Raw genomic sequence first — 12,234 nt, 5'->3', positions numbered from 1 at the left:
GCCGGTATTCACCAAAGAGGGCGATTTGTCATGGACATGAAGCAGCTCCGCTACTTCGTCATGGTGGCGGAGGAACTCAGTTTCAGCCGCGCCGCCGAGCGGCTACACATGTCGCAGCCACCGCTCTCACAGCACATCAAGCTGCTGGAAGAAGAACTGGGCGTCACCCTGTTTAACCGCACACGCCGCGAGGTCAAACTGACCGACGCCGGCGCCGTTTTTCTCCGGGAAAGCCGCCTGCTTTTGGGGCAAATGCTTACCGCTGTCGACGCCACCGTACGGGCGGCGCAAAGCGATGTCGGCACCTTGCGCTTGGGCGTCGCGACATCGGCCCTCTTCGATCTCCTTCCCCGGTTCCTGGCCCAAGTCAAAGCGGCCTTTCCTGGCGTAGACGTTTCCGTCGCCGACATGCAATCCCAGGATCAGGTCTCCGCGATCTCGCACGGCCTTCTGGATATCGGCTTCGTACACGTCCGACCTGACCGGGACAAGCTCATGCATATTCCCTTGCATCACGACACCTACATGGCCGTCCTGCCCGAGGCGCATCCGCTGGCCTCGACGCCAAAATTCTGCCTGGCAGATTTAGCCGACGAGCCCATGGTCACGTTGTCGCGCGAGCATGGCCCCGCTGTCTACGACGCGATCGTCGCCTCGTGTTATGAGGCGGGCTTCAGCCCAAACTTTAAGCACAAGGCTCGCAATCCGCTCACCATCTTCCAGATGGTACGGCTTGGTTTTGGTGTGGCCTTGGTGCCGAGATCCTATGCGTCCAGCGGCTATCCGGGCGTCTGCTTCCGCGACTTGCCGCCGACTGCGGGGAAGGTGCACATGGAGGTTATCTGGAGCGAAAAACATGCGACAGATCTCACGCGGCGCATTGTCGAGGAAGTTCTGCCTCGCCTGATGCCAAAGCCCGTGGAAGAAAAAAAGGCCGATGCCCGCGCATCGGCCGCCGTTGGCGAACCCAGGTGATCGTCAGTCGGGAGTCGGCGTCACTGGGCTAATGCGGCCGTCCACTAGCTGGATCATCGCAGGGTGGTAGTTCTGCGCGAGACCTGCCTCGCTGGCGCGACACATCAAATCGTAGGTGTACCAAGCGATATGCGGCCGGAAGTCTGCGGCATCGGCAAGTGACAACGCAAGACGGGCATCCTTGATCGCATACGTCATCGGGAAGGTTTTTTCCGGAAACTGATCGCGCGCCAGCGACTTCATGCCGTGGTTACGCAATACGAAGCTGTCGGCAGACCCTTGAGACAAAAGTTCGAACAGCGCCTCGCCATCCATCCCGGCGCGTCGCCCAATCGTGAGCACTTCCGACAAAGCGTTGACGGTCATGAAGACCATCATGTTGTTGAGGATCTTCACCAACTGTCCGCTGCCGATGCCGCCGCAGTGCAGAACGTCTGACCCCATGCACGCGAGGTAGGGGCGTACCGTTGCAACGTCTTCCGCCGTCCCACCAACGCTGATGAGTAGCGTCCCGTCAATTGCCGCCTGTTTTGTACGGGCCACCGGGGCGTCGACGTAAGCGATGCCCGCCTCCTTGAGCTTTGCCGCTAGCGCACGTGTACGTGCCACGTCGCTGGTGCTCATATCAACAATCAAGCGCGGGCGCTTCGGTGCAGCGACCAGTTGCGCCGTGACCGCCTCCACTTCGACAATGGACGGCAACGACAGGAAGACAATGTCAGAGGTCTCGCCCACGGCTGCCGCTGAGGCCTGCGCAATTCCACCTTTTTCTACGACGCGCGCCATGGCGTCACCCGCCATGTCGAACACATGGACCGTCGCTCCCGACTTACGCACAAGATTCGCGCACATCGGCTCGCCCATCACGCCCAAGCCAATAAAGCCCAGGATCGTTGCTTGACTCATGTTACTGCTCCCTTCGGAATGGAGATCAGCGTTAGCTGGCTGTCTTTCGGTGACCTGTCGGTGACTGGTCGGTGACTGTTCGGGCTACCGGCCGGGTTACTGGTCGGCTTTGATATTCGCCTGTGCGATCAGCGTGCGGTATTTCGACAGCTCGCTGGCCGTGTAGCGCGTGAAGTCACTGGGCGACGACGCGCGCGGTAGAAACGCAATGCTGGCAAGCTTGTTCGCCACTGCGGGGGCCTGCACCGCCTTTTGCATTTCTCGGTAAAGGCGATCGACAACAGAATCCGGAGTCCCTGCGGGCACCCACAGCCCGTACCAGCTCGGCATGTCAAACCCGGGAAAGCCGCTCTCGGCTACGGTGGGGAGATCCGGCAGCGACGGCAGTCGCTTGTCGCTGGTCACCGCCAGCGCGCGCAGCCGGCCGGCTTTCACGTGCGGATAGGCAGACGCCATCGGCTCAATCATGGCGGAGACGTGTCCGCCCATCAGATCAACCAGCGCCGGCGCACCACCCTTGTATGGCACGACGGGCATCTGGATCTTTGCCTCCACGTTAAGGAGTTCGCAGGCAAGGTGGCCGGCCGCGCCGAACGCCGCAATGGCCCACTGCAGTTCACGCGGCCGTTTGCGTGCATCGTTTAGCAGATCCGCCAGCGTCTTGTATGGGCCGTCAGCACGTACCAGGACCAATTGCGGTTGCGCACCGATACCGGTGATGGGCACAAAGTCCTTCATCGGATCGTACGTTGCAGTGCTTAGCAACATCGGGTTGGCGACCTGCAACGACGCGTTGAGCAGTATCGTGTAGCCATCGGACTTCGCGTGCTTGACGTACTGAGCGCCGATCACGCTGCTGGCGCCTGGCCGGTTCTCGATAACAACCGGTTGGCCGAGTTGCTCCTGAAGTTGGGGACCGATAGTCCGTGCAACGGTATCGACCGACCCACCAGGCGGGAATGGCACGACCAACCGTATTGGGCCCGACGGATAGCTGCCATTGGAAGCACGGGACGCAAACGGTGCCGTCCCCGCCAGCAGGGTCAATGCACCGCCGCACATCGCCAGCGCACGGCGTCGTGTGATGCGGCGTGGTGCCGGCACACCGGAGTCATTCTGCTTGATAGCCATGATGTTCTCCTCAGCGGTGGTGGCTCAAGTGCGGATCGCAAACGGATCGCGCACGTCGTCGGAGAAATCAATCATCACGTTGCGGGTCGTGAGGTATTCCCGCAATCCCGCTTCGCCACGCTCTCGCCCAATCCCGGACTCCTTGAACCCGCCAAATGGCACTTGGGCCGCGATAGCACGGTAAGTGTTAACCCAGACCGACCCGCATTGCATCTGACGGGTGACCCGCATCACGCGCGCCAGATCTCGCGACCAAATCCCCGCTGCCAGCCCGTAGGGGCTGTCGTTGGCCAGTCGCACCGCCTCTTCCTCCGTTTCAAAAGGGATCACGGCGAGCACCGGGCCGAAGATTTCCTCCTGTGCCAGATGACTGCCGTTGTCGACGTCCGCAAAGATTGTCGGCTCTATGAAGTACCCTTCGCCCAGCCCCTCGCCTTGTGCGCGCTTGCCGCCGGTGACTAGCCGCGCGCCTGCGTCCTTCGCCTGCTCAATGGCGTTCAGGATGCGGCGAAACTGCGGCTCGTTTGCAACCGTCCCCATCTCCGTCGCGGGATTGAGCGGGTCGCCCATTCGAATCTGCTGGGCGCGTTCCGCCAGGCGCGACACCACGCGGTCTACCACGCCACGCTGCACAAGCAGTCGCGACCCGGCCACGCAGGTTTGGCCCGTGGCACCGAAGATGCCGGCCAATGCACCTACGACGGCCTTGTCCAGGTCAGCATCATCGAAGATGATGTTGGGCGACTTGCCGCCGAGTTCCAGCTTGACGGGAATCAGGCGACGCCCCGCCATCGCGGCGATTTCGCGTCCGACACCGGGGCTGCCTGTGAAGCTGACCAGCGAGACGCCTGGGTGCTGCACCAAGGCGCGGCCCGTTTCCGCACCGCCAGTCACCACATTGAACACGCCAGGCGGAAAGCCAGCTTCCTCGACCAGCGCGGCAAACTCGAGCGTAGAGGCTGACGCATGTTCAGAAGGCTTGACCACCACGCAATTTCCGGCAGCCAAGGCAGGGGCAAGTTTGTTCGCCAACAAGGCGAGTGGGGAATTCCAGGCGGTGATCAGTGCCACCACCCCGAAAGGCTCCATTGACAGGTAGTCGAGTGTGTTCGGCTGGTCCAACGGAATATGCTGCCCGAAGAGCTTGTCCGCGTACCCTGCGAAGTAGCGAAGCTGGCGTCCCACCCAGACCATTTGCGGACGCGTTTCCCGCACGATCTTGCCATTGTCAGTGCTCTCGATCCGGGAGATGCGGTCTGCCTGGCTCTCTATCAGCGAGGCCAGTCGCAACATCAGTTCTGCGCGACGAATACCGGGCAGGTCACGCCACACGTCTCGGAAAGCCTGGTTCGCCGCTGTGACGGCGTCCGCCACATCCTCGGCACCGGCGTCGGGAATTTCAGCCCAGACCTCGGAAGTAAATGGATTGATGCTTTGCAGCATTCGCCCGCTTTTCGGGGCGCGGGCGCGGCCGTTGATGTAGAGGTCGTACTTCTGGATCACGCTTGTCTCCTGGTTTGTATCCGTCGGCGGCCTTTCCGGCCTGCCGCGCCACATCAAGGTGGTGCGAGGAGTATATGGAGCGTGGTTGGCGTGCGTCTAATACCGTTTTGCTCGTTCTCTTATAGCGAATTCCCACACAATTGCGCTTCTGTGCTCACGAATCAGGAAGAGGATTCCGGCTCAAGTCAAAACGCACCGCCGAACAACCTGCGGCGTCAGATACCGAGGCACGATTTCGCGATGATTCCTAGCTGGATCTCGGCAGCGCCCCCGAAAATCGTGTAAGCACGGGCATTTAAGAAGTCGGGAAGCAGACAGTCGCGCAGCGCGTCGTCCTGCGTCACGCGGTGGTCAGCGTCGTCAAGCTCGCCGGCGGCGCGCCATCGCAGGCATTCCGCTCCCATCAGCGACAGACCCATTTCACTGATCGCTTGCCGTAGCCGGCTGGCGCGCAGCTTCAGGATGGATGCCACGGGACCAGGCCGCTCGCCGGGCGGCACCGAACACATTGTCTTCAGTTCCAGCATCTCAAATGCATCGAGATCAGCGGACACCTCACCAAACCGTAGAGCGCGCAGCGACGGCACAGTCAAGTCGCTCTCGCATTGCGGCAGACTCGCCAGCACATCCCCTATGCGCTTGAGTTGTGCCCGCAGTCGGGGGCTGAAAATGCCGGCGCCGCGCTCGAATTCAAGCAGATAGCGCGCACACTCCCAGCCCTGGTTCTCGGCACCAATCCTGTCGGTAACCGGCACGCGCACATTGTCGAAGAACACTTCATTGACGTCATGGTCCCCACCAATTGTCGGAACAGGACGCACCGAGACCCCTGGGCTCGCCATGTCGATTAGCAGAAAGCTGATGCCCTCCTGGCGCCGCCCCGCGTTGCTTGTCCGCACCAGCGCGAACATTCGGTTGGCATGGTGGGCGTGCGTTGTCCACAGCTTGCTGCCGTTCACGACATAGTCGTCCCCATCACGCACCGCACGCGTGCGCAGTGAGGCAAGATCTGATCCCGCGCCTGACTCGGAAAAGCCCTGGCACCAATAGTCATCGCCAGACAAGATGCGCGGCAGATAAAGCGCCTTCTGCGCGTCCGTTCCATACTGCAGAATCACCGGGCCCACCAGCCTCACGCCCATCGGATGCACGAGCGGCGCGCCGGCCAGCGCGCATTCGGTCTCGAAGATAAAGCGCTCGATTGCACTCCATCCAGTGCCACCCCACTCGCGAGGCCAGAGCGGAACGAGCCAACCACGTTCGCGCAGTCGCGCCTGCCAGGGACCCGAAATCTCAGGTTCCGGATACATCGCCGACGTGAGCTGCTGACCTCGACGCAGCTCGGGCGTCAGTTGGTCACGAAGATAGTCCCGCACGGCATCCCGGAACGCGATCAGCTCCGGCGTTAATTGCAGATCCATTCACGCGTCTCCTCTTTGTGAACGGGGGGTTCGATGGATGTCGTGGGGGCCAGCAACGTCTGGCTGTGGCGCCAGTCGCCAACGCTCATGGCAGCGCCAAGCCGGGCGGCGTGCCAATCGGCATGGCCGTCCTCAAGCTGGAATCGCGTCAGCAGCCGGAACAGGCCAGCCACATGCAACTCCTCCGACACACCCATCCCACCATGCAGTTGCACGGCGTTGGCCGCGACATAGCGTGCGGCGCGGCTGGTACATGACTTCGCCATGGAGGCCGCGTTGCACGCCAATCTGCGATCTGCGGCGACGCGCAGCGCCGCCAGCTCGCAGGCTGCCGCGGCTTCCTCGCAACACACCGCCATCTCTGCAAGCCTGTGCTGGACCGACTGAAACGACGCAAGCGTCCGGCCGAATTGCTCACGCTGCGTGACATGCGAAACAGTCGCTTCCAACGCCGCACGCATCGCGCCGGTGGCTTCCCAGCACGAGGCGATCAGCGCTTCACCAACAAGGGCGACGAACGTATCTGTTACCTCGGCGGCGGCGCTATCTGTGCCGAGCTGCGCCGCTTCGTCAACGGTCACGTCATTCAGCAGAATATCGATGGCAGCGTTGCCGTCCGCCATGCTGCACGGCGTCGACGCCAAGCCCGAAGCATTGATGGGCAGCACGAACAGGCCGAGCCGGGATGGGTTCGCATGAATGGCGGCACTCACGATGATTGCGCTGGCGTTGCCGGCGCCAACCACCATTGATTTCTTGCCGCGCAGCGTCCACCGCCGCGTATGCGCATTCCATGTCGCAACGGTGGACGGCAACCTCCAAGGATTCTCCTGCCCGGGCTCGGCATGCGCCATTGCCATGCGTTGTTCGCCCGCCATCAGGCCCGCTAGCCACGTGTCGCGCTGCACGCGCGTGCCTAGCTCGTCCAGCGCGCGTGCCGCCATGAGGACCCCATTGCGATACGGTGCTGCGCCAGTCCGATGCCTCCCCAAGGCGCGCATGAGCAAACCCACCTCAATGGGCCCACCACCAAAGCCGCCAACGGCCTCCGCGTGGGGCAGCGCCAGCCATCCCATCTCAGCGAACATGGACCAGTATTTGTCTGGTTCGCTAGCGTCGCGCATGGCGTCAGCATTGCCGGCCAGCCAATGCAGCGCACTCGACTCCAGCAGCGTCTGCGTTTCTGTCAACGTCAGGCGCATGGCATCAGTCCGCCTGGGCGCCGGAAGTCTTGGCCACCTTGGCCCATTTCACGGCATCCTGCTTCACGAACGCCGCAAACTGCACGGGCGTGTTGCCGATGATGTCGAGGCCCAGGTCGTGAAACTGCTGCGCCAACGAGGGATCCTTCAACGATTCCTGTACCGCAGCGTAGACACGCTGCACCACCTCTGGTGGCGTGCCGGCCGGCGCCAGCAATCCAAGCCATGGCATCGCTTCGTAGCCCGGCAGCCCAGATTCGGCCACTGTGGGCAGGTTGGGCAACGTTGCGGAACGCTTCGCGGTGGTTACCGCCAGCGCGCGCACGCTGCCCGCCTTGATGAACGGCGCCGACGACGCGTAAGCGTCTACCATGACCTGAACGTTTCCCCCCACCAGATCGGTCAATGCCGGCGCGCTCCCCTTGTATGGGATATGCGTCATATCGACGCCCGCCATGGATTTCAGCAACTCCGCTTCCAGATGCGTGGAGGTACCCGTTCCGGCCGAGCTATAGCTCAGCGGCTTGGCGCTGTTTTTCATGTACGCGATCAACTCCTTGACGTTGTGGACGGGCAGCGATGCGTTGACTTCCAACACATGCACGACCGATGCCACCAACGTAATGGGGGCGAAGTCCTTGACCGGGTCGTAGCTGACGTTCTTGTAGATACTCGGTGCAATCCCCAGCGACGAGGCAGCCATCAGCAGCGTGTAGCCGTCGGGGGTCTGCTTGGCGACATAGTCCGATGCGATCACCGTACCGGCACCAGGTTTGTTCTCGATGACGATGGGCTGCCCCAGCTGCTTGCGCAAGCGCTCGCCCAGTGCGCGCGTCATGATGTCGGCAGCACCACCAGGGGTGAACGGCACGATGATGCGCACCGGCTTGGCGGGATAGACATCCGCTGCAGCAGCAGGCGCGCCCAGCGACACGGCACACATCGCAATCGTCCCTGCGAGCAAACGTTTGATCATGGCAGTCTCCTATTTTTTCGTTATCGAACGTCCGGCACCCATGTACCGGCAATGCTGCTACGGCTGCGCAGGCAGAATGAGTGCGTCGAGCATCGCCACACCGTGCCCGCGCTCAAACACCGCCAACGGATTGATTTCCGCTTCCGCCGCCTCGTCCCCGAGCGCCAGAAACGCACGAGAAAACGCAGCAATGGCTTCGCATGTCGCGTCAACGTCGCGCAGCGGCGCGTTCCGGTACCCGTCGAGCAAGGGAAATGCCTTCAACTGGCCCAGCATCGCGCGTGCGTCCTGCGCATTGACAGGCAGCAGTCGATGGCAGACATCGCGGTACAGTTCCGTGAGCGTACCGCCTAGCCCAACCGTCAGCGCGGCACCAAACACCGGATCGCGTACCGCACCCACGATCAGCTCTACGGCGGGCGGCGCCATCTTCTGCACGACCACGCCCTCTATCCGGGCGTCCGGGACATGCTGGCCCACGTTGGCCAACATGACGTGAAACGCTTCGCGCACTGCCCCTGACGTCCCCAGATGTAATTGCACCCCGCCTGCTTCCGTCTTGTGGGGTACGTCGGCGCTGAGCACTTTTAACGCAACGGGGTATCCGAGTGCGGTGGCGGCGGCGACGGCCTCCTCTGCCGTCGTCGCAATCCGTTCGGCGATGGTCGGCACACCCTGCGAAACAAACCAGGCCCGTGCTTCATGCTCGTTGCGCGCCAACCTGTCCGGTCCAGACGGCAACGGGCGGCATGCCTGGGCAAGCGCACGCCACGGTTTGCGCGCACGTCGCTCTTGCCAGTGCAGGAATGGGGCCAACGCCTGCATCGTCATACCGATATCAGTCATCACGGGAATGCCGGCGTCGCGCAGATACGCGCGCCGGGTCGCGCGCCCCGTATCGACCGCCACGATAAGTCGGCCGTGTTGCGCCGACACGCCGGCGAGGTCATCCGCCATCCGATCGAGCAGATAGCCGGGGGCGTACACGATGATCGTATCGATGGTCTCGGCCGTTGCCAATGCGCCAAGCGCCGTACGGACGAAACCCGGGTCATTGACGACATTTCCGGTGACATCGATCGGATTCGACACCATGCCGTAGTCCGGAATACCGGCACGCAACGTGTCCTGCAATGCGCCAGGGAGCGTCGGCACCTCTAACCCCGCACCAATGCACTTGTCAGCCAGGATCGCGCCCACCGCGCCGGAGATGCTGACAATCGCCACACGCCGTCCGGCCGATCGGTCTCGATAGCGCGATAGCTCAGCGATGTGGGCCATCTGCGCGAAGTCCTGGCATTCGATGACATTGAGCTGAGCGAACGCGGCGCGATAGATGGCCTGGTTGCCGGCCAGGGCCGAGGTATGCGAGCGCACCGCCTCGCGACCTTTATCGGTTTCTCCGGCCTTGTAGACAATCAGCGGCTTTCCGGCCTCTGCGCATGCCGACGCCGCCCGAATGAATCCTGGGCCGTCGCGAAGCTCCTCGATATAGCCAATCACCGCATCCGTCTGCGCATCCTCTGCCAGATAGTCGAGATAGGCCGAAAAATCGATGCAAGCTTCGTTGCCGGTGTTGATAAACTGGCTGAACGGCACATCAAGTTCACGGGCGATGGCGAAGACGGCTGCGCATACATTCCCGCTTTGCGTCAGCAGGCTCACGCGGCCACGCCCCTCCTGCCGTGGCGCGGTCTTGAACACGGAGGCGAATGCGGTGTAGGCATGGGTATTCAAGTTGGCGAACCCCATGCAGTTCGGCCCCGCCACGAGCATCCCGCTGTCGCGTGCGAACGCCTCCACGGTGCGCTGCAGCGCGGCCCCCGATTCACCGGCCTCCGCAAATCCGGCGGCATAGACAATGGCTGCGCGAATGCCGCGTGCGTGGCAACGCGCCAGCATCACCGCCACATCCTCGGCGGCAATCGCCAGCACCGCCAGATCGATGCCAAAAGGAAGGTCCTCCACACGATCGTGGCAACGTCGGCCAAACACGCTTTCGTACTTGGGGTTGACCGGGTAAATGTCGCCCGCATAGCCGAATTGCACAAGCAGGTCGATCGGCATGCCGCCGATCCGACCGGGGTTGTCGCTGGCACCAATGATGGCAATCGACGAAGGGTTCAGCAGCGGCTCAAGCTTGTGCGCCATGATCGCGGCCTCCTTTTACCTGGGTGTCGATGGCTGTGCTGGCGACGTTCTTCACGATCGCCTTGGCAAGGCCGGCGTCGCGTGCGCGCTGGAACCCTTCGCCCAGATGGGAAAGCTGGTGGGTATCGAAGTGCGCCGACAGCGCGGTGCGCAAGCCTTGCGCATCGAGCGATCGATTCAGTGAACGCTTGATCAGATGTAGCCCGAACGGCGGTGCCTGCGCGATGCGCATGGCGAGCGCGTCCGTCTGCGACAGCAATTCATCGTCGGGCACCACGCGATTGACCATGCCAATGCGTAGCGCTTCTGCTGCATCAATGCGCCCGCCCGTGAACAGCATCTCCTTGGCTTTCCGCACCCCCATGACCCACGGATGAATCAGCACCTCGGTCGCGGCCGCGCCAAGCGTATGCCCCACCGGATCGGAGAAGTATGCCGATTCGGATGCGATGACCATATCGCACATATTGGCAATCATGAAGCCGCCGGACACGCACGCGCCCTGTACCTGGGCAATCGTGGGCTTGGGAAAGTCCCAGATCCGCATGCAGTAGTCGAAGTAGCGACGGCTTTCGTAAGCCCAGCGTTCCTCGACCGTGAAATTGGCGCGCTTTTCCTGCGCCTCTTTGAGATCGTGCCCCGCCGAGAAGTGCGCGCCCCGACCGCCGATGACCACGACACGTACCGAATCGTCTTGCGCAGCATCGGCCAGCGCGTGATCCAGCTCATCGAGCATCAGCTGGCTCTGTGCATTCCGGGCGCCCTCACGCGCCAGCCAGATGCGGCGTACGGCGTCACGCTGTTCTGTTTCGATGGTGGTGTAAGGCATCGCGTCTCCGATTCTGATCGTTCAAGTTGCGTTCGAGTGTAGAAGGAGGTATTTCTACAATACAAACAGATACCCACTGAATGACCACTATATGGACGTAGCGAAAACCCGACGTACCGGCAGGCCACCCGCTGTAGATCACGACGAAAAGGTGCCGCAGAGGCAGACAGCCGGCGCCCAGACACTGCGCAGAGGACTGGAAATCCTGCGGCTACTCGCTCAGCATCAGGAGGAAGGCGCGACGCTGGCCGAGCTCGTCGTTGCGACCGGGCTGGAGCGACCCACCGCCTATCGACTGTTGTGCTCGCTGGAGGAGGAACGCTTTGTCGAGCGCAACGCGGAGACCAAGCGATATCGGCTCGGTATCGACGCCATGCAGCTCGGTGCCGCGGCGTCGGAGAAGGCACCGATTGTCGACGTCGTGCTGCCGCTCATGAAGAAGCTGGCGCGAGTATCGGGCGACACGGTGTTCCTGGTTGTGCAGCAGGGCGATTTCACGGTCTGCCTGCACCGAGAAGAAGGATCGTTTCCTGTGCGCGTCTTCACGACGGTGCCCGGACAACGCAGGCTGATGGGGATCGGCGCGGGTGGCTTGGCGCTCATGTCGGCAATGTCAGATGCCGCGATTCGCGACATTCACAAGCGCCGCAGTGCGTTGTATGCCCAGGCGGATATGCCGATCACACGCTTGATGGCGGCAGTGACTCGCTCACGGCGTAAGCACTATGCCGAAATTGTGGACACCATTACAGAAGGTGTTTCTGGGGTGGGGTGCGCGTTTGCTTTGCCATTCGGCGCATCCGCTGCCATCAGTTTCGGTGCAATAAGCAGCAGAATGACGGCAAGCCGGCGCGATGAACTCGGCGCAATGATGGCGCACGAACTTTCCCAGTTCACCATGATGGGAGAGAAGGGTTGAGTTGACCTGAAGCGCTACTCATCGACCGACAAGCAATGCAGCCATCTCCAGAAACAGAGATGGCGCCTCACATTTTTGTCGCGGCTGTCTCCGCAAAAATGTATGTTTTGGATAAAAAACCACGTTTCTCATGGCCTATATAGGCATCTATCCTCGGCGGCAAGCGCGCGCGCTACCCGGACCAAATACCTACTAGCGAAGACGGCATGTCGACGACGCCT

Annotated in this window: 10 protein-coding genes; 2 read left to right on the top strand and 8 right to left on the bottom strand. The window is 62.0% G+C overall.

Annotation, left to right across the window (positions count from 1 at the left end):
- Positions 1-30: 30 nt before the first annotated feature.
- Positions 31-975, top strand: a complete 945-nt coding sequence (locus CYJ10_RS21460) for a LysR family transcriptional regulator (RefSeq protein ID WP_101683479.1) — start codon at positions 31-33, stop codon at positions 973-975.
- Between the two features lie 3 nt (positions 976-978).
- Here the strand turns inward: CYJ10_RS21460 and CYJ10_RS21455 are convergent, their stop codons facing one another.
- The 8 genes from CYJ10_RS21455 to CYJ10_RS21420 form a co-directional block, all read right to left on the bottom strand.
- On the bottom strand, positions 979-1,881 hold the full coding sequence (locus CYJ10_RS21455; RefSeq protein ID WP_101683478.1) for an NAD(P)-dependent oxidoreductase: 903 nt from the start codon (positions 1,879-1,881) through the stop codon (positions 979-981).
- Between the two features lie 96 nt (positions 1,882-1,977).
- Positions 1,978-3,012 carry a Bug family tripartite tricarboxylate transporter substrate binding protein gene (locus CYJ10_RS21450; RefSeq protein WP_257993447.1) on the bottom strand — a complete coding sequence of 345 codons (1,035 nt, stop codon included), beginning with the start codon at positions 3,010-3,012 and terminating at the stop codon, positions 1,978-1,980.
- Positions 3,013-3,036: 24 nt separating this feature from the next.
- Positions 3,037-4,515, bottom strand: coding sequence for an aldehyde dehydrogenase (locus CYJ10_RS21445; protein WP_308302991.1), 1,479 nt, complete (start codon positions 4,513-4,515; stop codon positions 3,037-3,039).
- Positions 4,516-4,730: 215 nt separating this feature from the next.
- Entirely contained in the window at positions 4,731-5,936 is a 1,206-nt protein-coding gene (locus CYJ10_RS21440; RefSeq protein ID WP_101683476.1) for an acyl-CoA dehydrogenase family protein, read from the bottom strand.
- Positions 5,921-7,138 (bottom strand): acyl-CoA dehydrogenase family protein, encoded by a 1,218-nt coding sequence (locus tag CYJ10_RS21435; protein ID WP_101683475.1) that lies wholly within the window; start codon positions 7,136-7,138, stop codon positions 5,921-5,923. The genes CYJ10_RS21440 and CYJ10_RS21435 overlap by 16 nt, the downstream gene beginning before the upstream one ends.
- A gap of 4 nt (positions 7,139-7,142) precedes the next feature.
- Positions 7,143-8,114, bottom strand: a complete 972-nt coding sequence (locus CYJ10_RS21430; RefSeq protein WP_101683474.1) for a Bug family tripartite tricarboxylate transporter substrate binding protein — start codon at positions 8,112-8,114, stop codon at positions 7,143-7,145.
- Positions 8,115-8,171: 57 nt separating this feature from the next.
- Entirely contained in the window at positions 8,172-10,265 is a 2,094-nt protein-coding gene (locus CYJ10_RS21425) for an acetate--CoA ligase family protein (protein ID WP_101683473.1), read from the bottom strand.
- Complete coding sequence (locus CYJ10_RS21420; protein WP_101683472.1) at positions 10,249-11,094, bottom strand: enoyl-CoA hydratase; 846 nt, start codon at positions 11,092-11,094, stop codon at positions 10,249-10,251. The genes CYJ10_RS21425 and CYJ10_RS21420 overlap by 17 nt, the downstream gene beginning before the upstream one ends.
- Positions 11,095-11,185: 91 nt before the next feature.
- Between CYJ10_RS21420 and CYJ10_RS21415 the strand changes: the two genes are divergently transcribed.
- Complete coding sequence (locus CYJ10_RS21415; RefSeq protein WP_101683471.1) at positions 11,186-12,013, top strand: IclR family transcriptional regulator; 828 nt, start codon at positions 11,186-11,188, stop codon at positions 12,011-12,013.
- Positions 12,014-12,234: the final 221 nt, after the last annotated feature.

The organism is Cupriavidus pauculus (genome assembly GCF_002858765.1).
GTDB lineage: Bacteria > Pseudomonadota > Gammaproteobacteria > Burkholderiales > Burkholderiaceae > Cupriavidus > Cupriavidus pauculus_B.
This window is presented reverse-complemented; position numbering and strand designations above follow the sequence as displayed.

What these genes read in the sequence shown, in the direction of transcription:
- CYJ10_RS21460 (WP_101683479.1), top strand. Translation starts at nt 31, where the DNA reads ATGGACATGAAGCAGCTCCGCTACTTCGTCATGGTGGCGGAGGAACTC.
- CYJ10_RS21455 (WP_101683478.1), bottom strand. Translation starts at nt 1,881, where the DNA reads ATGAGTCAAGCAACGATCCTGGGCTTTATTGGCTTGGGCGTGATGGGC.
- CYJ10_RS21450 (WP_257993447.1), bottom strand. Translation starts at nt 3,012, where the DNA reads ATGGCTATCAAGCAGAATGACTCCGGTGTGCCGGCACCACGCCGCATC.
- CYJ10_RS21440 (WP_101683476.1), bottom strand. Translation starts at nt 5,936, where the DNA reads ATGGATCTGCAATTAACGCCGGAGCTGATCGCGTTCCGGGATGCCGTG.
- CYJ10_RS21435 (WP_101683475.1), bottom strand. Translation starts at nt 7,138, where the DNA reads ATGCGCCTGACGTTGACAGAAACGCAGACGCTGCTGGAGTCGAGTGCG.
- CYJ10_RS21430 (WP_101683474.1), bottom strand. Translation starts at nt 8,114, where the DNA reads ATGATCAAACGTTTGCTCGCAGGGACGATTGCGATGTGTGCCGTGTCG.
- CYJ10_RS21425 (WP_101683473.1), bottom strand. Translation starts at nt 10,265, where the DNA reads ATGGCGCACAAGCTTGAGCCGCTGCTGAACCCTTCGTCGATTGCCATC.
- CYJ10_RS21420 (WP_101683472.1), bottom strand. Translation starts at nt 11,094, where the DNA reads ATGCCTTACACCACCATCGAAACAGAACAGCGTGACGCCGTACGCCGC.
- CYJ10_RS21415 (WP_101683471.1), top strand. Translation starts at nt 11,186, where the DNA reads ATGGACGTAGCGAAAACCCGACGTACCGGCAGGCCACCCGCTGTAGAT.